The organism is Enterobacter hormaechei subsp. hoffmannii, from assembly GCF_001729745.1.
Lineage (GTDB): Bacteria > Pseudomonadota > Gammaproteobacteria > Enterobacterales > Enterobacteriaceae > Enterobacter > Enterobacter intestinihominis.
In genome coordinates, this window is sequence record NZ_CP017186.1 from 1,600,317 (window position 1) to 1,620,124 (window position 19,808).

General features: G+C 54.9%; 20 protein-coding genes and 1 tRNA gene. 8 read left to right on the forward strand and 13 right to left on the reverse strand.

The features are described from left to right. Positions 1-81: 81 nt before the first annotated feature. Entirely contained in the window at positions 82-534 is a 453-nt protein-coding gene (gene matP / locus BFV65_RS07430; protein WP_006809347.1) for a macrodomain Ter protein MatP, read from the forward strand. Positions 535-599: 65 nt separating this feature from the next. Here the strand turns inward: matP and ompA are convergent, their stop codons facing one another. Both ompA and sulA read right to left on the reverse strand, forming a co-directional pair. Further along, entirely contained in the window at positions 600-1,652 is a 1,053-nt protein-coding gene (ompA, locus tag BFV65_RS07435) for a porin OmpA (RefSeq protein WP_017694761.1), read from the reverse strand. Positions 1,653-2,008: 356 nt separating this feature from the next. Next, positions 2,009-2,518 (reverse strand): SOS-induced cell division inhibitor SulA, encoded by a 510-nt coding sequence (sulA, locus tag BFV65_RS07440; protein WP_032610196.1) that lies wholly within the window; start codon positions 2,516-2,518, stop codon positions 2,009-2,011. 217 nt (positions 2,519-2,735) lie between these two features. Between sulA and BFV65_RS07445 the strand changes: the two genes are divergently transcribed. Beyond that, positions 2,736-3,362 carry a TfoX/Sxy family DNA transformation protein gene (locus BFV65_RS07445; RefSeq protein ID WP_023299743.1) on the forward strand — a complete coding sequence of 209 codons (627 nt, stop codon included), beginning with the start codon at positions 2,736-2,738 and terminating at the stop codon, positions 3,360-3,362. Here the strand turns inward: BFV65_RS07445 and yccS are convergent. Together yccS and BFV65_RS07455 are read right to left on the reverse strand one after the other, a co-directional pair. Next, complete coding sequence (gene yccS / locus BFV65_RS07450; RefSeq protein WP_069596417.1) at positions 3,319-5,481, reverse strand: YccS family putative transporter; 2,163 nt, start codon at positions 5,479-5,481, stop codon at positions 3,319-3,321. The two genes, BFV65_RS07445 and yccS, sit on opposite strands and share 44 nt — an antisense overlap. Before the next feature lie 18 nt (positions 5,482-5,499). Beyond that, on the reverse strand, positions 5,500-5,946 hold the full coding sequence (locus tag BFV65_RS07455; protein ID WP_022647660.1) for a YccF domain-containing protein: 447 nt from the start codon (positions 5,944-5,946) through the stop codon (positions 5,500-5,502). A gap of 122 nt (positions 5,947-6,068) precedes the next feature. On the opposite strand from BFV65_RS07455, the gene helD reads away from it, so the two are divergent. Beyond that, positions 6,069-8,123 (forward strand): DNA helicase IV, encoded by a 2,055-nt coding sequence (gene helD, locus BFV65_RS07460; RefSeq protein WP_069596418.1) that lies wholly within the window; start codon positions 6,069-6,071, stop codon positions 8,121-8,123. A gap of 53 nt (positions 8,124-8,176) precedes the next feature. Here the strand turns inward: helD and mgsA are convergent, their stop codons facing one another. Further along, positions 8,177-8,635, reverse strand: a complete 459-nt coding sequence (mgsA, locus tag BFV65_RS07465) for a methylglyoxal synthase (RefSeq protein WP_003858146.1) — start codon at positions 8,633-8,635, stop codon at positions 8,177-8,179. Between the two features lie 80 nt (positions 8,636-8,715). Beyond that, positions 8,716-9,378, reverse strand: a complete 663-nt coding sequence (gene csgI, locus BFV65_RS07470) for a curli synthesis inhibitor (RefSeq protein WP_023305822.1) — start codon at positions 9,376-9,378, stop codon at positions 8,716-8,718. A gap of 171 nt (positions 9,379-9,549) precedes the next feature. On the opposite strand from csgI, the gene BFV65_RS07475 reads away from it, so the two are divergent. Then, entirely contained in the window at positions 9,550-9,963 is a 414-nt protein-coding gene (locus BFV65_RS07475) for a CoA-binding protein (protein ID WP_006809337.1), read from the forward strand. Positions 9,964-9,995: 32 nt separating this feature from the next. On the opposite strand, the gene hspQ is transcribed toward BFV65_RS07475, so the two are convergent. After that, a complete protein-coding gene (hspQ, locus tag BFV65_RS07480; RefSeq protein ID WP_003858136.1) occupies positions 9,996-10,313 on the reverse strand; it encodes a heat shock protein HspQ in 318 nt (105 codons plus the stop codon). Between the two features lie 60 nt (positions 10,314-10,373). Then, positions 10,374-11,564: a 23S rRNA (cytosine(1962)-C(5))-methyltransferase RlmI gene (rlmI, locus tag BFV65_RS07485; RefSeq protein WP_069596419.1), complete on the reverse strand. Its 1,191-nt coding sequence runs from the start codon at positions 11,562-11,564 to the stop codon at positions 10,374-10,376. 93 nt (positions 11,565-11,657) lie between these two features. Here rlmI and yccX point away from each other — a divergent pair, with 93 nt between their 5' ends. Then, a complete protein-coding gene (gene yccX / locus BFV65_RS07490; protein ID WP_003858131.1) occupies positions 11,658-11,939 on the forward strand; it encodes an acylphosphatase in 282 nt (93 codons plus the stop codon). Here the strand turns inward: yccX and tusE are convergent. After that, positions 11,936-12,265, reverse strand: coding sequence for a sulfurtransferase TusE (gene tusE, locus BFV65_RS07495; protein ID WP_003858129.1), 330 nt, complete (start codon positions 12,263-12,265; stop codon positions 11,936-11,938). The two genes, yccX and tusE, sit on opposite strands and share 4 nt — an antisense overlap. 88 nt (positions 12,266-12,353) lie before the next feature. Then, entirely contained in the window at positions 12,354-13,013 is a 660-nt protein-coding gene (gene yccA / locus BFV65_RS07500) for an FtsH protease modulator YccA (RefSeq protein WP_003858127.1), read from the reverse strand. A 270-nt stretch (positions 13,014-13,283) separates the two neighbouring features. Here yccA and BFV65_RS07505 point away from each other — a divergent pair, with 270 nt between their 5' ends. Continuing rightward, the gene (locus BFV65_RS07505) at positions 13,284-14,912 is read left to right on the forward strand and encodes an ABC transporter substrate-binding protein (RefSeq protein WP_069596420.1); all 1,629 of its coding nucleotides are present in this window, start codon (positions 13,284-13,286) and stop codon (positions 14,910-14,912) included. 144 nt (positions 14,913-15,056) lie between these two features. After that, positions 15,057-15,144: transfer RNA gene (locus BFV65_RS07510), tRNA-Ser, on the forward strand. Here the strand turns inward: BFV65_RS07510 and BFV65_RS07515 are convergent. From BFV65_RS07515 to BFV65_RS07525, 3 genes are read right to left on the reverse strand one after another with little or no spacing between them, the layout of a single operon-like run. Further along, entirely contained in the window at positions 15,131-15,967 is an 837-nt protein-coding gene (locus BFV65_RS07515) for an ABC transporter ATP-binding protein (protein WP_236724045.1), read from the reverse strand. The two genes, BFV65_RS07510 and BFV65_RS07515, sit on opposite strands and share 14 nt — an antisense overlap. Further along, positions 15,964-16,995 carry a FecCD family ABC transporter permease gene (locus BFV65_RS07520; protein ID WP_038415793.1) on the reverse strand — a complete coding sequence of 344 codons (1,032 nt, stop codon included), beginning with the start codon at positions 16,993-16,995 and terminating at the stop codon, positions 15,964-15,966. Before BFV65_RS07520 ends, BFV65_RS07515 begins: the two co-directional genes overlap by 4 nt. Continuing rightward, complete coding sequence (locus tag BFV65_RS07525) at positions 16,992-17,999, reverse strand: ABC transporter substrate-binding protein (protein WP_069596421.1); 1,008 nt, start codon at positions 17,997-17,999, stop codon at positions 16,992-16,994. The genes BFV65_RS07520 and BFV65_RS07525 overlap by 4 nt, the downstream gene beginning before the upstream one ends. 173 nt (positions 18,000-18,172) lie before the next feature. Between BFV65_RS07525 and BFV65_RS07530 the strand changes: the two genes are divergently transcribed. After that, positions 18,173-19,786, forward strand: coding sequence for a mechanosensitive ion channel family protein (locus BFV65_RS07530; protein WP_069596422.1), 1,614 nt, complete (start codon positions 18,173-18,175; stop codon positions 19,784-19,786). Positions 19,787-19,808 lie beyond the last annotated feature (22 nt).

Sequence of the window (19,808 nt, forward strand, 5' to 3'; positions counted from 1 at the left end):
TCACAGGATATGATTTCTTTTCAGCAGATTGCCAAAAAACTGATATTCTGAACAGAGTTACACGGTAACACTGAGATCGCAATGAAATATCAACAACTGGAAAACCTCGAAAGCGGCTGGAAATGGAAGTACCTGGTCAAAAAGCACCGTGAAGGGGAGCTGATCACCTGCTACATCGAAGCCAGCGCGGCACAAGAAGCTGTGGATATGTTGCTGACCCTCGAAAACGAACCGGTACAGGTCAACGGCTGGATCGAGAAACACATTAATCCGGCCTTGTTAAACCGGATGAAGCAAACTATCCGAGCTCGTCGTAAACGGCATTTCAATGCCGAGCATCAGCACACCCGTAAGAAATCCATCGACCTGGAATTCATGGTCTGGCAGCGTCTGGCCGGGCTTGCGCAACGGCGCGGGAAAACCCTGTCGGAAACGGTGGTGCAGCTGATTGAAGATGCCGAGCACAAAGAGAAGTATGCCAGCCAGATGTCGACGTTGAAAAACGATCTTCAGGCACTGTTAGGTAAAAAATAAGCTTTTTAATTTTCTTCAGATAATAAAAAACCCCGCATGGCGGGGTTTTTTTATAAGACGATAACTTATGCCGCAGGCTGAGTTACAACGTCTTTGATACCTTTAACTTCGATCTCTACGCGACGATCTGGTGCCAGGCAGTCGATCAGTGCAGCGCGTGGTTTCACGTTGTCACAGGTAGAACCGGTAACTGGGTTAGATTCGCCCATACCACGTGGGGAGATCTTGTTAGCTGGGATACCTTTAGATACCAGGTAATCAACTACAGACTGAGCACGTTTCTCAGACAGACCCTGGTTGTAAGCGTCAGAACCGATACGGTCGGTGAAGCCCAGAACCACTACAGAACCGTCTTTAGGATCCAGGTTGCTCAGCTGGGTGTACAGCTGATCCAGTGCCTGCTGACCTTCTGGTTTCAGGGTAGCTTTGTTGAAGTTGAACAGAACGTCAGACTTCAGAGTGAAGTGCTTGGTCTGTACTTCTGGCGCTGGAGCCGGAGCTGGCGCTACGACTGGCGCATCTTCCTGCTGACCGAAACGGTAAGAAACACCAACGCTCAGCATGCCGTTGTCTGGACGAACACCAACGGTAGCACCGTCACCGATGTTGTTAACCCACTGGTATTCCAGACGGGTAGCGATGTCACGGGTCATTGCCCACTCAACGCCACCAGCGAATACTGGGGAAACACCAGTGTCGTGGTCGTCACCAGCGATGCTGTTGCTGGAGTCTGCACGCCATACCATGCCGCCCAGACGGGTGTACACGTCCAGATCGTCAGTTACTGGGTAACCCAGTTTAGCGGTCAGCTGTACGCCTTGAGCTTTGAAAGCGCCATTTACGTTGTCGCCTTTGTAAGGCATACGACCTAACCAGTCGTAACCCATTTCAAAGCCAACATACGGGTTAACCTGATAGCCACCGAACGCACCTGCACCCAGCTGGCTCTCGTGAGTAGGGCCATCGTTGTTCAGGCTGCTGTTGTACCAACCGGTGTCATGGAACTGAGACCAGCCCAGTTTACCACCTGCATACCAGGTATTATCTTTCGGAGCGGCCTGCGCTACGGTAGCGAAGCCAGCCAGTGCCACTGCAATCGCGATAGCTGTCTTTTTCATTTTTTGCGCCTCGTTATCATCCAAAATTTGCCATGAATATCTCCATCGGAGGAATCACGGTTAAATCCTTCACCGGGGGGCGTGGTCAAATATAAACCTACCGATATCTTCGGCTTAGGCCGAGCACCCCTGGCGATGTAAAGTCTACAACGTAGCTGAAAACTTACAAGTGTGAAGTCCGTCAGGCATATGAAAAAAAAAGTTCCGTATACCTAATATTTAACAATTTTTGAACGAATTTTGTGCAGTAAAATTAACGAGAACCGCGTCAGACAAGCCTTGCCGCAGTTTTGGCGCGTTGAACTTTTTTTGCATACTGCGGTCGAAAAAAATTCCAGGAAAACTCTTAAAATGACTCAATGGTACACATTTGAGTGAATTTTTAGCCCGGGATGTTGTCCTCTGCGATAGGAATCTCCACGAACTGGCCGCATGATGAAACCCATCGCGTTACCTTCTTCAGCCGCTTCAGTCAGACGCAAATGTTCCTCTTGCGACAGATCCTCAGGCAACCACCCAATCACGACGCTATAGTTCCCGGTACGTAATGCCCGGACCATCGACTCGACCGTATCGCAAGGGGAGAGTTGATTAATCTGCATCACCTTCGCTAACGGCAGCCCAGCCGACTGAACCCATTCGCGACTTAATTTTTGCTGTGGCGTCAGCCAGAGCTGCCAGCGAGACTGTTGCCCGAGCTGCTGCAAAAGCGGCAGGAGTAAGAGTTGTGTCAACAGCGGCTGGTCTTCACGGTAAACCACTTCACTGATAAGCCCTGTCGATTCACGCCCGATAGAATTCTGCGCAGCATTGCCAGCGGCAGAAGTAGAAGGTGTTAAGTGATTTGCATAGCCTGAAGTGTACATATTCATTCCAGCCCTGTAGTTACTGTATGGATATACAGTAACCCCTGTATGCATAAAGATCAACCTCATTTTCGGAAAGCGACTCGCAAATTTCATCCATTCCTGGTGAACCTGAAAAAATCATCTTGCCCAACGGCAATAAGTTGCCTATTTTCCTGCTAACGGATCCGTTAGTAAGAAATATCGTGGTTACTGTATGATTTTTAATGGAATTATCATGAAAAAGATATCTTATGATCGGATTTATCAATCTCAAGAATACCTCTCTCCGCTGGGCGAAATTCATCATCGCGCCCTGTTTGGCGGTTATACCCTGGCCGTGGATGAAGCGGTGTTCGCGATGGTGTCTGACGGTGAGCTTTACCTTCGCGCCTGTGAGCAAAGTGCAAAATACTGTGTAAAAAACGCGTCCTCTTTTCTGACCCTGATGAAACGAGGACGTCCTGTGCTGCTTAATTACTACCGTGTGGATGAAGGTCTGTGGCAAAACAGGGAAAAACTGCTTCAGCTCTCCTCGTTTGCGCTCGATGCCGCCAGGAAAGAGCGCTACCAGCGCCATCAGCGTAACCGGCTTAAAGATCTGCCGAACCTGACCTTTCAGATTGAGGTCCTGCTTATGGAGGCGGGCATTACCAATGAAGAGACGCTACGACAGTTGGGGGCGAAGACGAGCTGGCTGAAAATGCGCTCTAAGAATAAAGCGCTGAGTATCCGGGTATTGTTCGCGCTTGAAGGCGCGATTGAAGGGTTACATGAAGCGGCACTCCCGGCGGATATTCGCCGGGAGCTTACGGAGTGGTTTAATGCGCTGCCTGAGTCGCAGGGCCATCATTCCGCCAGGTAGCGATCTGCTGTCGCAGCCGACAAATTTCCGGCAGCAAAGCGATAAGCAGGCCAATTTGCTGAAGGACCAGCGGAGCTTTGTTGTCGGTGCCTGGATCAAGGTGTGCGATACGTTGCACCAGTTCATCCAGTGCCTGGTGAACCCGTGGCTCATCCGCAGGTTGATGATGAAGCGCATCATCAACGTAGCAAACGGCATCGTCCAGCAGTGCCAGGATGCCCGGATTCTTCAGTTTCTCTCGGTGGGCGCCAAGGGTAGAGATATAGCTGGTGAACGTGTGGTTCAGACACAGCAGGCGGAAGGCTGTCTCCCGGATTTCTGCCGTGGCGCGCGGCTCAGTTGACATATTCGAGACAACGGAAGCCAGCTCTGCGTCAGTGTTATGCGCATCGCGACGGGCAATCCGATAGGCCAGACGGTTATCGCGACCTTGATGGTACTGCTCAAGAATAGCGTCCAGATAGCGGCAGTTGGCGTTCATTGCTCTGTCGGACACGCGCGGTAAATTTCGGAAACGCCAGTCCGGCCAGATAAAGCTCACCGCCGCCCAGGCGATGGCGCAGCCGATAAGCGTGTCGATCACACGGGGGAGGGCCACTTCAAAGCCTTCACCCAGCAGATTGAAGCAGAGCAGAACCAGCAGCGTGATGAACATCGTGGCGTGGGCATACTGCACATTGCGGAAGGCGAAGAACAGTACCCCGGTAATCACAATCAGGATCAGTTGCCCTTCTACTGAAGGCACAAAATAGAGCACCGGCAGCCCGATGGCGACCCCGACTAACGTCCCGACAATACGCAGCGCGAGTCGATGGCGGGTAGCGTTATAGTTCGGCTGGCAGACGAACAGGCTGGTCAGCAGGATCCAGTATCCGTGATGCAACCCTGTTATCTGGATAAACGCATAGCCCACGCACAGCACCAGCGACATCCTCACCGCATGGCGAAAGAGTGCGGAATCCGGCGTAAAATGCCGGCTCAGGCGCAGCCATATATCGCTGAAACCGTTGAGACTGTCGTCGGCAAGCTGGTTGTCAGCGTCATTGCCCGGCATCGCCATCGCCTGTTCAGACTCAATGGTGGCGAGCTGAGCATCGATGGCTCTCAGGTTGTTGAGCAGGAATCCCAGGGCTTTGAACTGTTCCGGCGAAGTTCCACTGGCCTGAACGCGATCGAGCGCCGCATCCAGGTGGCTGAATGCGCGTTCAAAGCGAGGATCGTGCTGATAGGGCGTGCGCAGCAGTATTGAGCGCGCAAGTTGCTGGCAGGCCTGAGACTGCATCGACAGCAGACGCTGGAAACGGAACATCACGTCGCTGTAGCGGAATTTCTCGCGCAGGTCAGCGTATTGCACATGCGAGGAGCTGGCGCGCTCGTGAATATCCTGGGCAACAAAGTAGTAGTGCAGGGTGCGCCGGGTACCGCGCTGACCGCGATCGCCGCGCAGACGGGTGAGCAGAGACGCTTTGGTCTGATTCAGCGTGGCGACCAGTTGGCCATTTGCCAGCGCCAGATCGTACAGGGGCGCCTGGCTGTCCTCTTCGATATCCGGATCAAACAGCCGGGATTTCAGCTCCAGATAGTGGGCCAGCTGTTCGTAACTGCGGGCAATGTTGTCCTGTAAGGCACGAACCGGAAAAATAAGATGCCCGGTTAAGGTCAGCAGGTTATACCAGATAGCGCCCAATAGCAGCAGGACCGGTTGCTGATACCACTGATCGTAAAGAGAGACGCCCAGCATGGTGTAAATGGCAATCAGCAGGGCGCCAAACGCGATAGTGGCGTAGCGTTGCCCGAGGCCGCCGAGCAAAATGAAGCCGCTGGTGGACACCGTCAGCCCTAAGGCAAACAGCCAGGGCCACGGGAAAAGCAGCTCAACGGAGGCGGAAGCAATAAAGAAGCAGACCAGCGTGATGACCAGATTACGCAAACGACCGGCCAGGCGGTCGTCGAGATCTGCCAGCGCGCCGGCCACCACCCCAAGCGTGAGGGGGATGGTGAGTTTCACATCATTCAGCCACCACGGCAGAGCGACGGTGCCGCAGAGGGCGATAAATATCCTGACGTTATACAGCCAGTTACTGTTCCATGTATAGCGACGAAGCAGGGGGCTTAGCATGAGAGCGGCCAGTCCTTATTACTGAAAACGACGACGGGCATTGGCTTCACGCGCGGCTTGCGCCACTTCGACCGGAACCACTCGGCGTCCTACCGGCCACAGGGCGATGGTGGCAATTTTGAAATTAGCGAGGCCAACCGGAATGCCAATAATCGTAATGCACTGGGCGATACCGGCGAAGATATGCATCAGACACAGCCACCAGCCAAAGAAGATTAGCCATAAAATATTCAGCAGCGTGCCGCCGGTATTCATCAGGGCATTTTTTCTTTCCGGCTCCAGTTCATCCACGTGCACGGCTTCATTTCCATAAGGAACGAGGGACAGTTTGGTGATTTCCCAGCAGGAGCGCGTCAGCGGAAGGGTGAAGATAAGCACGATGCTCACCAGGGTGGCAAAAAGCCAGGAAAGGGTGGTGGCAAAACCGCCAAGGACAAAATTCAACACATTCAGAACGGTACGCATAAACCCTCATTTCCTTCGATATGATTAACGCCCGGTGATTGTAACGTTTTTTTGGGCTGGAGCACCTTAAAACTGGCAGTTAAACTGTCTGACAAATTATGACCTCGTGGATCCGGCAGGATATGGAACTGAAAGCAACTTCAATGGGCAAACGCCTGGCGCAGCACCCTTACGACAAGGTTGTGCTTCTTAATGCGGGAGTGAAAGTCTCCGGTGAACGCCACGAATACCTTATTCCGTTTAATCAGCTACTGGCCATTCACTGTAAACGAGGGCTGGTATGGGGGGAGCTGGAGTTCGTTCTGCCGGCAGAGAAAGTGGTGCGACTCCACGGGACCGAGTGGGCGGAAACCCAACGCTTCCACCATCATCTGAACATGCGCTGGCACCAGTGGAGCCAGGAGATGAGCGTGATTGCCGCACAGGTGCTGCATCAGGTGCTGGACGATATCGCGCTAAGCAATACGCAGCAGAAGTGGCTGACGCGCCAGCAAACCGCCGGGCTTCAGCAAAAAATCACCCAGGCGCTGACGGCATTGCCTTTACCGGTGGCGCGGCTTGAGGAATTTGATAACTGTCGCGATGCGTGGCGGAAGTGTCAGGCCTGGCTTAGCGATATCGAGAAAAGCCGTCTGGCGCATAACCAGGCCTGGACTGAGGTGATGCTTACGCAATATGCCGATTTCTTCAGTACGGTGGAATCATCGCCTCTCAATCCTGCCCAGGCGCGCGCAGTGGTGAATGGCGAGCACTCTTTACTGGTGCTGGCAGGCGCAGGGAGCGGCAAAACGTCGGTGCTGGTGGCGCGCGCGGGCTGGCTTCTGACAACGGGCGAGGCAGTTGCCGACCAGATTTTGCTGCTGGCTTTTGGTCGCAAGGCGGCGCAGGAGATGGATGAGCGCATTCAGGCGCGTTTGCATACTCAGGATATCTCGGCGCGCACGTTCCACTCCCTCGCTTTACACATTATTCAACAGGGCAGCAAAAAAGTCCCTGTTGTCAGCAAGCTGGAGAATGATGCTCAGGCTCGCCAGGCGCTGTTTATCAAGGCATGGCGTCAGCAGTGCAGTGAAAAAAAGGCGCAGGCGAAAGGTTGGCGTCAGTGGCTTGAAGAGGAACTCAACTGGGAGGTGCCGGAGGGCAGCTTCTGGCAGGATGAAAAGCTGGCGCGCCGGCTGGGCTCTCGTCTCGACCGGTGGGTAAGCCTGATGCGCATGCACGGCGGCTCTCAGGCGGAGATGATAGAAAGCGCACCGGAAGCGATCCGCGCCGTGTTTTCTAAGCGGGTTAAACTGATGGCGCCGATGCTGAAAGCGTGGAAAACCGCGCTGAAAGACGAAAACGCGGTCGATTTTTCCGGGCTAATCCATCAGGCCATTATCATTCTGGAGAAAGGGCGCTTCGTCAGTCCGTGGAAACACATTCTGGTGGATGAGTTTCAGGATATTTCGCCGCAGCGCGCTGCGCTGCTTTCGGCGCTGCGGGCGCAGAATAAACATACGTCGCTGTTTGCCGTGGGCGATGACTGGCAGGCTATCTACCGCTTCAGCGGGGCGCAACTTTCCCTCACGACGGCCTTCCATCACTATTTTGGGGAAGGCGATCGCAGCGATCTGGACACCACCTACCGCTTCAACTCGCGGATTGGTGAAATTGCCAACCGTTTTATTCAGCAGAACCCGCATCAGCTGTCGAAGCCGCTTAACAGCCTGACGTCGGGGGATAAAAAGGCCGTCACGCTGCTGGCGGACGATCAGCTGGAACCGCTGCTGGATAAACTGAGCGGCTATGCGAAACCGGATGAACGGATTCTGGTCCTGGCGCGTTATCACCACCTCAAGCCGACGGCGCTGGAAAAAGCGGCAACGCGCTGGCCAAAACTACAGCTCGATTTTATGACCATTCACGCCAGTAAAGGGCAGCAGGCCGACTACGTAATTGTGGTGGGGCTGAAAGAGGGGAGCGACGGTTTCCCGGCACCGGCGCGGGAATCCGTGATGGAAGAGGCGCTATTGCCTGTTCCGGAAGATTTCCCGGATGCAGAGGAGCGGCGCTTACTGTACGTGGCGATAACCCGCGCGCGCCATCGCGTGTGGCTCTTGTTCAACAAAGAGGAGCCGTCGGTGTTTGTCGATATTTTGAAAAGTATTGACGTGCCGGTGGCGAGAAAGCCGTAACGCGCCGGGCAAGTTCTGTAGGCCCGGTAAGCGCTGCGCCACCGGGCAAAAAACTACTTCAGTCTCTCCGCAAGATAACGCTGATAATCCGGGATCAAAATCTCCACCGGATCGTTAAACTGCGGCGATTCAATGATGAAATCTGCCGTTGAAAGATTGGTGGCTACCGGAATGTTCCATACCGTCGCCAGACGCAGCAGCGCCTTAACGTCCGGATCATGCGGAACCGCGTTCAGCGGATCCCAGAAGAATATCAGAACGTCAATTTTACCTTCCGAAATCTGAGCGCCGACCTGCTGGTCACCCCCCATCGGGCCGCTCAGCATGGCATTCACTTCCAGACCGGTTTCGCGGTGGATCAGGTTGCCGGTTGTTCCCGTGGCAGAAAGGGCATGATGCTGTAAAAGAGGCTGATGGCGACGAACCCAGTTAAGCAGCATTTGTTTACAGTGATCGTGCGCAACCAGAGCAATGTGCTTGCGCGCCGGAAGTGTGCGTGTTGTCAGTTCCATAATCTTATCCGTGAGGTTACCTCGCTACACGATGACGGGAACTGACTGATGCTGCAAGAGAAAGGACGAAAAAATGTGGCTTACGACGAAGGTTGTCGTTTCGCCCATTGCAGAAAACGGGCGCGCGTGTCCGGATCGGCATTCTGGAACCAGAATTTGAGGCGTTGCTCAGTAAGAGTCTGCGACTGAGGAGGGAGTACATCCAGCTCCGATACGCCCGAAAGCAGGGTACTGTCATCCGCCATCATGGTGGCGAACTGGGGCAGGGAGGCGCGCCTGCTGGCTCTGTTATAGATCTCCGTGTCCGCTTCGTAATCTGTTCCTTTTGGCCTTTTTGTCAGCGCCAGGATATCCAGCTTTACCGGGATGGGCATAGAATCCCCGTCCACCAGCTCAATGCGCGGTGAGGCATCAAATGCCAGTGACTCTTTTTCTGTTTCAAGGTGCGGGAGACGAAAATTGACCTGGCTGATGCGTTGGGTATTAAAGCTGACCACCAGCGGAGGCGAAATGTACACCTGCTGTTCGTTGTCGGCGAGGCGAATCGTCTTTTCAACCCGAAAAACCACCTGATGCGGGCCATTATCAAGCTCGATGCTGTCTGCGCCCCGCAGCAGGGAGCTGGAGACTTTTTTTCCGTCCAGCACCAGCAGGTCAATGTCGGTTGAGAGTCTGAGGGTGGTTGCGAAAACACAAACCGGCATGATTAACGCAACCACAGCCCAGGCAATGCCGGTTTTCATAGCAGACTCCTTTAGACAAACTACCCGGTAAGAATGTATCAAAATTTTTCGATAAACACGTTTACTAACATATAGACATATTTCGCCGTTTTGCCCTCATACTTCTGTATGGGATGCGTGGTTGAGATGTCTGCTTTGACGTACACTTTGAAAAAAACCAGGAGGAACAGCATGAAAGAGAACGACATTGTCGAGATTCTGACGTCCACGCGCACTATCGCGCTGGTCGGCGCGAGCGATAAACCGGATCGCCCAAGCTATCGGGTCATGAAATACCTTCTGGACCAGGGATATCACGTGATCCCGGTCTCGCCGAAGGTGGCGGGCAAAACGCTGCTGGGTCAGCAGGGCTATGCGACGCTCGCGGACGTGCCGGAAAAGGTGGATATGGTGGACGTTTTTCGTAATTCAGAGGCAGCCTGGGGCGTGGCGCAGGAGGCGATTGCCATCGGCGCGAAAACGCTGTGGATGCAGCTGGGCGTGATTAATGAGCAGGCGGCCGTGCTGGCGCGTGATGCCGGGCTGAAGGTGGTGATGGATCGCTGTCCGGCAATCGATATTCCCCGTCTGGGGCTGGCAAAATAAAAAAAGCCCGTTTTACGGGCTTTTTTACACCTTTAGTTACGCAGTCTTGGCGCCTGTAACTGTTTGCGGATGGTCTGAGCAAGCTCGTCCATAGTGGGTTGTTCCGGATGCTCATCCTGTAGTTCACCACTCAGCTGCGCTTCGGCAAGATAGGTATGGACAGGCTGACCATCGTCGCCCTCCATAACCACATGATACCAGGGCGCGGCGCGAAGCTCTGCGTCAACGGCCAGATCGTCTGCTGACGGTTCATCAAGGGAATACTCCGGGTCGATATCCACGACCACACCCAAATATCCAAGCAAGGTGTGGCGGACCTGCTGGCCGATACCGAATTTGCTGGCAATCATAGTCACCTCCCGGGAAACATTACATACACACTATGTGCGGGCAATATTTCTCTTTTCAAGTTACATGACGCGACAGGCAAACCCTTTCAGATACAGCCCTTCCGGGTAGGTAGCGATCACCGGGTGATCGGCGGCCTGACGGAACTGCTCTATAAATTGTACATCACGACCCGCATCTATTGCGGCATCGGCGATGATTTTTTGGAATAAATCTGTCGTCATCAGGCCAGAGCAGGAGAACGTCAGCAGAACGCCACCCGGGTTCAGCAGCTGGATCGCCAGCATGTTGATGTCTTTATAGCCACGGCAGGCGCCCATCAGCTGGCTTTTATTTTCTACAAACTTCGGCGGGTCCATCACGATGACGTCAAATTTCTCGCCCTGGTCGCGGTATTTACGCAGCAGTTTGAACACGTCGTCGCGCACAAACCCCGCTTTGCTCAGATCCAGCTTGTTCAGCTCAACGTTCTGTTTCGCCACATCCAGCGCTTCCTGTGAGGTGTCGACGCTCACAACCTGGGCACAGCCGCCCATCAGGGCAGAGACCGCAAAGCCACCGGTATAGGAGAAGCAGTTCAGCACGCGCTTATCGGCAACGTACTGGCGCGTTGCCAGACGGCTGTCACGCTGGTCGAGATAATAACCGGTCTTATGGCCGCCCTGGATGTCCACCAGCAGCTTCATGCCGTGCTCCTCGATAGGCAGCAGGGCAGGCGGCAGTTCGCCGGTGACCGGGCCCTGCGTCAGCTCCATGCCCTCTTTTTTACGTACCGCCACGTCGCTGCGGTCGTAAATGGCACATTCCGGGAACAGGGTTTGCAGGGCGCTAATCAGCGCGGCACGCTGGTATTCCGCCCCGGCGCTCAGCAGCTGCAACACCAGGAAATTGCCGAAGCGGTCAATGGTCACGCCCGGCAGCCCGTCGGATTCACCGGCAATCAGACGATAGCTGTCCAGCCCGTCACGCTTTGCCAGCCACTCGCGCCACTGCTGCGCCTGTTGCAGACGACGGACAAAGAAGTCGATATCGATGGCTTCTTCTTTATCGAACGTCCAGACGCGCGCGCGGATCTGAGATGCAGGCGAGTATGCGCCGCGTGCTAACCATTTCCCCTGATGGTCAACAATATCGATGGTTTCACCGAGGCTGGCTTTACCTTCCATGCGGGCAACCGCGCCGGAAAAGACCCAGGGATGGCGGCGCAGTAATGACTTCTCGCGCCCTTTGGCTAACACTAAACGTACACTCATAATTTGCTATTCTGTCGATTCCAATGAAATGGCCGCCATTTTCCCGACTTCAGCGAGGAAATGCAACGCGCCAGTCGGATAAGGAGAAGGATGATGTCAAATGTATGCACCATTGCCTGGGTCCATGGCCTTGTACAGGGCGTCGGATTCCGCTACAGCACCCAGCGCGAAGCCCTTCAGCTCGGACTGACGGGGTATGCGCGTAACATGGATGATGGCAGCGTGGAGGTTGTGGCCTGCGGTGAGGCGGATCGGGTAGAGAAGCTGGTGGCGTGGCTGAAAGCGGGCGGACCGCGCAGCGCGCGGGTTGATAAGGTGCTAACGGAACCGCATCAACCCGGCCGGGAATACGCTGACTTCAGTATTCGCTATTAAATGCATTTTACCGGCTTTGGCAGGCCGGCAATTTTTGTCGCCTGTTTAGCCGGGCCTTTCGGAAACAGGCGATACAGATAACGGCTGTTGCCTTTCTCTTCGCCAAATTTATTCGCCATGGCTTTGACCAGCATGCGGATAGCCGGAGAGGTGTTGAATTCGAGGTAGAATTCGCGCACAAAGCGCACCACTTCCCAGTGTTCCGGGGAGAGGGTAATTCCTTCGTTTTCCGCAATTTTCTCCGCCAGCGCTTCGCTCCATTGGCTGCTCTCTTTCAGATAACCGTCGTTATCGGTTTCGATCTCTTTGCCTTCAAAACTCAACATATTCATTCACGCGTTAGTCAAAAACCGCCTCAGTCTACCAAAAAAACAAAGCCCCGCATAAGCGGGGCTTTGTTCACAGCACGGTGAGTTAATCGCGGCTGGCGAAGCCCAGGATACTCAGCAGGCTGACAAAAATATTGTACAGCGACACATACAGGCTCACGGTGGCGCGGATATAGTTCGTCTCACCGCCGTGAATGATGTTGCTGGTTTCATACAGGATTGCGCCGGATGAAATCAGGATAAACACCGCGCTGATTGCCAGATGCAGAGCAGGCAATTGCAGGAAGATGTTCGCCAGCATACCGACCAGCACAATCACGATACCCGCCATCAGCATACCGCCGAGGAAGGACATGTCCTTACGGGTGGTCAGCACGTAGGCCGAGCAGCAGAAGAACACCAGCGCGGTACCGCCCAGCGCCATACCAATCACGTCGCCCATTCCGGCAGACAGATAGGCGTTCAGGATTGGCCCCAAAATGTAGCCCAGGAAGCCGGTGAAGGCGAAAGCGGAGAGAATACCCACCGGTTTATCCGCGGTTTTATAGGTCAGGAACATCAGACCATACATACCCACCAGCGTCAGGATCAGGCCCGGAGAAGGCAGCATCAGTACGGTGCTGGCCGTCGCGGTGATCGCCGAAAACGCCAGCGTCAGGCTGAGCATGAAATAGGTATTGCGCAGCACCTTATGGGTGCTGAGTAGCGATGTGCGGTCGCGTGAAGAAGTAATTATACGATCCATGAGTCACTCTCTTATGACAGATGTAATTAGCGCAAAGAATAGGAAACGGCGCGGCAGACGCAAAGTGGTTTTACCCATCTTTACTCAGCCCCTTAGGGATTATGCTGGTTTTTTATTCTGGTAAAGCCTTTGTACTCAGAATGAAGTGCGGTATGCAAGGTGTATTCAGATCAACCTCTTATAGGTCACTGAAAAATATTGCGTTATTTCCCTAAGGCCGCTAAGAGTTATTTCCGGATCGTCATAAAAACAGACAATAAGGCGAAGGAAATGAAACCACAAACACGCATGCACTTTACGCTCTCTTTGTTAACCGCAGGGGTCCTGTGCGCCAGCACGGCAACCTGGGCGGCTAACGTGCCGGCAGGAATCCAGCTGGCAGATAAGCAGGAACTGGTCAGGAACAACGGCAGTGAACCCGCCTCGCTCGACCCGCATAAAGTCGAAAGCGATGTCGAATTCAATATTATCAGCGATTTATTCGACGGGCTGGTCAGCGTCTCTCCGGCAGGTGAAATCCAGCCGCGCCTGGCGGAGAAATGGGAAAATAAAGATAACACCGTCTGGACTTTCCATCTGCGCCCGGGCATAACCTGGAGCGATGGCACCCCCATCACCGCGGAAGATATTGTCTGGAGCTGGCAGCGACTGGTCGACCCGAAAACCGTCTCTCCGTATGCCAGCTATCCCGGCAGTATGCGTATCGTCAACGGCACTGATATCGCAGAAGGCAAAAAAGCACCCGAGTCGCTGGGCGTGAAAGCCATCAATGACACCACGCTGGAAGTGACGCTCACCCAGCCAAATGCTGCTTTCCTGGCGATGCTGGCTCACCCGTCTCTGGTGCCGATAGATAAAGTCCTGGTAGGTCGTTTCGGTGATAAATGGACCAAACCGGAGCACTTCGTCAGCAGCGGGGCCTATAAACTGTCACAGTGGGTGGTGAACGAACGCATTGTGGCGGTGCGAAACCCGAAATACTGGGATAACGCACATACCGTCATCAACAAGGTGACCTATCTGCCCATTTCCTCTGAAGCCGCTGATGTCAACCGCTACAAAGCGGGGGAAATCGACATCGCCTACACGGTGCCGATCAACCAGTTTGCTCAGCTGAAGAAAACGCTGGGGAGCGAGCTGGACGTATCGCCGCAGCTTGCCACCTATTATTACGAATTCAACACCACCAGGCCGCCGTTCAGCGACGCCCGCGTGCGTAAGGCGCTGAATCTGGCGCTGGATAAAGATATTATCGCCGGGAAAGTTTTAGGGCAGGGGCAACGCCCGGCATGGCTCATCAGCCAGCCGGATATTGGCGGCGTCAAGTTACAGAACCCTGATTACGCCAGCTGGCCGATGGATAAACGCATTGCCGAGGCGAAAAAACTGCTGGCCGAAGCCGGATTTAACGACAGCCATCCGCTCAGCTTTAATCTCCTCTATAACACCTCGGAATCGCACCAGCGTATTGCGATTGCCGCCAGCTCGATGTGGAAGAAGAACCTCGGCGTAGAGGCGAAGCTGCAAAACCAGGAGTGGAAAACCATGCTTGATACCATGCACACCCATAACTTTGACGCGGTGCGCTACGCCTGGATTGCTGATTACGATGACGCCGCAACCTTCCTGAATAACTTCCGTACCGGTGACAGCCAAAACACCACTCAGTACAGCAATCCGGAATACGATCTGGCTCTGGTGAATGCGGCGAAGGCGAAAACGGCGGAGGAGCGCGGTAAGTTCTACCAGCAGGCAGAAGATCTGCTGGGGCGCGATGTGCCGGCGATCCCTGTCTATCACTACGTGCGCACGCACCTGGTGAAACCGTGGGTAGGGGGCTTCACGCCGGATAAGCTTGGCTACTACTACACCAAAGATATGTACATCAAAAAGCACTAACGATCCGCGGTGGATATTATGCTGGTAAAACGGCCAATCTGTTGTCTATTCAACCGATTAAACGCATTTTGGCTATTTTTGAAGCGAACGAATGCGCGCACCCTTTACAGCGCGCGGTGAGGTGTTTATAGTTCGCCTCACTTAGGAAGCGTGGCCGAGCGGTTGAAGGCACCGGTCTTGAAAACCGGCGACCCGAAAGGGTTCTAGAGTTCGAATCTCTACGCTTCCGCCAAATTCGAAACCCCTGCGATAGCAATATCGCAGGGGTTTTTGCTTTTGTTCTGGCTCTCCGCCATGTTACCCATGTTATAGCTTATCGTGATCCCGGCGTCGGCCTTACAGACCTGAGCTTTTACGCACCAGGTATCCGCGATGTTCGAGGGCGTCAGCACCGCTTCGGGCGCACCCGTGGCTGCGATCTGCCCGGCCTTCATGAGGATCAGACGCTGACAATAATTGGCCGCAAGATTGAGATCGTGCAGTGCAACCACCACCGTAAGCGGCAGCTGTGAAACGAGCCGCATCAGCTCCAGCTGGTGCTGAATGTCCAGGTGGTTTGTCGGTTCATCGAGCAACAGCACCTGCGGCTGCTGGGCCAGCGCGCGGGCTATCTGACTTCGCTGTCGTTCTCCGCCTGACAAAGAGTGCCATCGCCGCTGGCGTAAGCTGCATAACTGCATCAGGCCAATCGCCTGTTCAACCGCAGCCTCATCGTCGCGCGTGGTTCTCTGGAATGTTTTCCGGTAGGGCGTACGCCCCAGCCTGACCATATCCTCAACGGTCAGTTCCCCGTCGACCTCAGCATGTTGCGGGACAAACGCCATGTGCTGCGCCCGTATTTTCAGCGGCATCAAGCCAAGCGTTGTGCCATTAAGCGCAACACGTTCGCTGTGTCGTGGAAACAGCCCGGCGAGGCAGCGCAGCAGCGTCGACTTGCCTGAGCCGTTTGGCCCTAACAGGCCGACAATCTGCCCGGATGGCAGGTCGAGATCGATATCCTTAAGCACCGTCTGCGCCTGTCGGGTTACGGTTAACCCGGCCACTGTTATATTCATGGATGCTCCTTTCGGTTTTGATAAAGCAACGCCACAAAGACGGGGGCGCCCACCAGCGCAGTCACCACCCCGATGGGCAGAACCTGGTGCACGATCAGCGTGCGTGAGACGATATCGGCAAGGATCATAAAGTGGGCGCCGATGAGAAACGTCAGCGGGATCGAGCGGCGATGGCCCGGCCCGCATAGCATGCGCGTCACATGGGGAATGACCAGCCCGACAAACCCCACTGCGCCTGTGGCGCTCACCAACGTGGCGGTGACAACGGCACAGGTCAGCAATAAGACAATACGCACGGCGGTAACCGGGATCCCCAGCGTGGTGGAGACCTCATCCCCGAAGGTGAAGGTGTCCAGCGCCCGGGAAAAGAGCAATACCACCAGTAAACCCGCAAGCGTAACGGCCAGCGCCAGCAGCGCGTCAGGCCAGCGCACGCCGCTCAGACTCCCCATCAGCCAGAACATGACGCTACGGGACTGCTCGGCATTGGCGGACGTGCTGACGACGTACGCGGTCATGGCGTTGAAGAGCTGGGTGCCCGCAATACCGGCCAGCAAAATGCGCGACGGGCTTTCACTCATCCCGTTTGTAATCACCATGATGAGCGCAAAGGCGGCGCAGGAGCCGACAAACGCACCGCTGCTCACGCCAATCACGCTTCCCCCCATGCCGAGAAGCATCACGCAGACGGCCCCCAGCGAGGCGCCCGCGGAAATCCCCAGCAGATAAGGCTCAGCCAGAGGGTTACGCAGGATCGACTGTAACACCAGCCCGCACAGCGCCAGGCCACCGCCGCTGCACGCGGCCATCACTGCCCGGCTCATGCGATATTGCCAGACGATACCCTCCTCCGTTTGTGGCAACGCATAAGAGGTCAAACCCAGTCCGTTGAGGATCGCTTTCCCGGTACTGGCATACGACACCGGCATATCACCGATACTGGCGGCAAAAACCAGCATTAGCGGCAGCGCCATGACGCCTGCTGCCAGTAAACCTTGCTGGCGGCGGTCAAAAGCGAAATGACTCATTGTTCATCCCGGAAAGAAGCCAGCCGATCGCTGATAAGCTCAACCGCATCGACGTTACGTAATGAAGGGTTTAACGACATTGCCGGCACCACAATAATGTGGTTGTTCCTGACCGCAGGCATGTTCTTCGTCACCGGGTCATTACGCAAGAATGCTTTTTTTACCTCAACGTCATCGGCAGGGTAAAGCCTGCGGGACATCCCGGCGATAACAATCACGTCCGGCTGCGACTGGGCAATATGTTCCCAGGTTACAGCCGGCCATTCGTCATGAGAGTCAATAATGTTCTTCAACCCCAGAGTTCGGCTGATCCAGCCAGGCGCGCCGTAATTCCCCGCCACCCAGGGATCGCCATTCAGACGGCTACTTGAGAACCAGAATACGACGCGAAGCGGTTTCGCTGAGACGCGCGCCTGGGCCTTTTTGATACGTTCCGTCAGCGTATGATTAAGCTGCTCACCTCGCGCGGAAACATCAAATATCGTCGCCAGATCTGTCACTTCCCGTGTGATTTCGGCCAGCGAAAACGGCGCGCTGCGTGCTCCGTCTGCGTTTGACTTTTCCGTCACCGCTTTATCCGTGCAGTCGGCAGGAGAGATCCACGTATTAATCCCCAGCGAGGCAAACTGCTCACGGGTGCCCACTTCTCCCTGCGGACCAATGTGCCAGTGATACTGCGCGAGAACGAGCTCAGGTTTCTGTCCCACCACGGCTTCAAAGGAGGGGGAATTATCTGCAAGCCGGGGGATATTTTTCCCGGCATCTGCCAGCGGATCCGGGAGCTTGCCGAACCAGACCGACGTTGCGGCGATCTTTTTCTCCAGCCCCAGTGCGAGCAGTAATTCTGTTTCATGCTGTCCCACGGTCACGACGCGCTGAGGAGCCTGCGCAAAGGTCTGCTTTACGCCGCAATTTTCAAACGTGAGGGGCCATGAGGTTGCTGAGAAAGCGGCAGGCACCGTGGAGAGCAATAAAGCCAGAAATAACCCTTTTTTAAGTAACATAGAACACAATCCCAAATTGTTATGTTATAACATAATACATATATTGTGATTGAGAGCAACACGCTCACCGTCGCTTGTTGCAGAAACGAAAGGCTGGACTATTCTCAACATACCCACCTGGCATTCGCGGGTTGCCTGAAAAACAACAAGATTTCTGATTTGGGGTAGTGAGGATGAAAAAGATCCTGCTCGCGTTTGCGTTCTGTTTTGCCTCCCTGAGCGCCTTCTCATCGTATGCCGCTGAGCCCCGCCAGGCGCCTTCTGAGCAGGAGCGCGCCCGGACGGTCTATATCTTTCATCAGCCGATCGTCATGCTTCAGGCGAAATTTGGCCTGACCACGCCGGAGGAGCGCGTTTTACGCATCCGCAACACCCTGCGCAATTTTACCGAGGCGGACGTGCGTGAGCCGCTCACTATCGTCCCCGTGACCCGCTATAACCAGCAGGGGCGGCTGATCGTGATGAACGGTAAGCCCGTGATGCTGCTGACGGAAGGGGATTTGGACGAAGGGGACGATCTCACCCTCGATCAGGCGGCGCAGCGCGTGCTGGCGCGCATGGAAGCGCAGAGAATGGCGCTGCGCGACCAATACGATACCGGCTGGCTGGCGCTGTCGACGGTAAAAGCTGCCGCTGGCCTGCTGGCGCTTTTGCTGCTCTGCTATGGCGCCTGGCGATCCTGGCGCTGGTTTCGACGCGTCTACCGTCTGCGTATTGTGGAGAATCGCAGCCGGGTGCCGCAAAGCTGGCGGCGGTACATTGGCGCAATTGAGATTCGGCTTTACGCCTTGCTGATGTTCCTGCTGGGTTTAATCGGCTTTTACGTCTGGCTGAGCTGGGCATTCAGTCTGTTTCCGTGGACGCGGGTGTGGGGCACGTCGCTGGGAGACTGGTCGCTTCGCGTGGTGCAGCAAATTGCCCTGGCGATTGTCTCGGCTTTGCCGGGGCTGACGATTGTTCTGATCATTTTCCTCATTACCGCTTTTATTCTGAAGCTTCTGAGGATGGTGCTGAATCAGGTGGAGGCTGGTCGTCTGCAACTTCCCAGCGTACATCCGGAAACCGTGGGGGCAACCCGTAAGCTCATTTCCGTCGCCGTCTGGCTATTTGCTCTCTCCGCTGCCTGGCCGTTTCTCCCCGGCGCAAACTCACTGGCGTTTAAAGGTATTAGCGTCTTCTTCGGCCTGATGTTAACGCTGGGTTCGGCAGGGGTGATGAACCATGCCATGAGCGGTCTGGTCCTGATTTACTCCCGCGCACTGCGTAAAGGCGATGTCATTCGGGTGGCGGATAACGAAGGTAAGGTCAGTGAAATAGGCATGCTGGCGACCAAAATTATTACCCGGGAAAATTATGTCGTTACCGTGCCCAATGCGGTGGTGGTGAGCGGTAAGATCACCAACCTTAGCGCGCTACAGCCCGATGGCAGCCTCAATCTGACGGTCAGCGTCACTATCGGTTATGACACCCCATGGCGTCAGGTGCATGCCATGCTGGAGCTGGCCGCGAAACGGGCAAAAGGGATTGATCTTTCCGAGCCGCCGCTGGTGCGCCAGTTAGGGTTAATGGACTGGTATATCGCCTACGAGTTGCAGGTTCGTCTGCTGCCCGACCAGTCCCTCGCGGTTGCCCGCAATGAACTGCATAGCCAGATACAGGATGTGTTTAACGAATTTAACGTGCAGATCATGTCTCCGAATTTTGTTATGCAGCCAGAGGGCAGCGTAATGGTTGCCAAAGAGAACTGGTATACCGCGCCCGCCAAACCCCCTCAGGGCGAAACCTGAGGCCCCGGTTTTCCCAAGGTAA

Coding starts and splice junctions, on each gene's coding strand:
- matP (WP_006809347.1), top strand. CDS start 82: ATGAAATATCAACAACTGGAAAACCTCGAAAGCGGCTGGAAATGGAAG.
- ompA (WP_017694761.1), bottom strand. CDS start 1,652: ATGAAAAAGACAGCTATCGCGATTGCAGTGGCACTGGCTGGCTTCGCT.
- sulA (WP_032610196.1), bottom strand. CDS start 2,518: ATGTACACTTCAGGCTATGCAAATCACTTAACACCTTCTACTTCTGCC.
- BFV65_RS07445 (WP_023299743.1), top strand. CDS start 2,736: ATGAAAAAGATATCTTATGATCGGATTTATCAATCTCAAGAATACCTC.
- yccS (WP_069596417.1), bottom strand. CDS start 5,481: ATGCTAAGCCCCCTGCTTCGTCGCTATACATGGAACAGTAACTGGCTG.
- BFV65_RS07455 (WP_022647660.1), bottom strand. CDS start 5,946: ATGCGTACCGTTCTGAATGTGTTGAATTTTGTCCTTGGCGGTTTTGCC.
- helD (WP_069596418.1), top strand. CDS start 6,069: ATGGAACTGAAAGCAACTTCAATGGGCAAACGCCTGGCGCAGCACCCT.
- mgsA (WP_003858146.1), bottom strand. CDS start 8,635: ATGGAACTGACAACACGCACACTTCCGGCGCGCAAGCACATTGCTCTG.
- csgI (WP_023305822.1), bottom strand. CDS start 9,378: ATGAAAACCGGCATTGCCTGGGCTGTGGTTGCGTTAATCATGCCGGTT.
- BFV65_RS07475 (WP_006809337.1), top strand. CDS start 9,550: ATGAAAGAGAACGACATTGTCGAGATTCTGACGTCCACGCGCACTATC.
- hspQ (WP_003858136.1), bottom strand. CDS start 10,313: ATGATTGCCAGCAAATTCGGTATCGGCCAGCAGGTCCGCCACACCTTG.
- rlmI (WP_069596419.1), bottom strand. CDS start 11,564: ATGAGTGTACGTTTAGTGTTAGCCAAAGGGCGCGAGAAGTCATTACTG.
- yccX (WP_003858131.1), top strand. CDS start 11,658: ATGTCAAATGTATGCACCATTGCCTGGGTCCATGGCCTTGTACAGGGC.
- tusE (WP_003858129.1), bottom strand. CDS start 12,265: ATGTTGAGTTTTGAAGGCAAAGAGATCGAAACCGATAACGACGGTTAT.
- yccA (WP_003858127.1), bottom strand. CDS start 13,013: ATGGATCGTATAATTACTTCTTCACGCGACCGCACATCGCTACTCAGC.
- BFV65_RS07505 (WP_069596420.1), top strand. CDS start 13,284: ATGAAACCACAAACACGCATGCACTTTACGCTCTCTTTGTTAACCGCA.
- BFV65_RS07515 (WP_236724045.1), bottom strand. CDS start 15,967: ATGAATATAACAGTGGCCGGGTTAACCGTAACCCGACAGGCGCAGACG.
- BFV65_RS07520 (WP_038415793.1), bottom strand. CDS start 16,995: ATGAGTCATTTCGCTTTTGACCGCCGCCAGCAAGGTTTACTGGCAGCA.
- BFV65_RS07525 (WP_069596421.1), bottom strand. CDS start 17,999: ATGTTACTTAAAAAAGGGTTATTTCTGGCTTTATTGCTCTCCACGGTG.
- BFV65_RS07530 (WP_069596422.1), top strand. CDS start 18,173: ATGAAAAAGATCCTGCTCGCGTTTGCGTTCTGTTTTGCCTCCCTGAGC.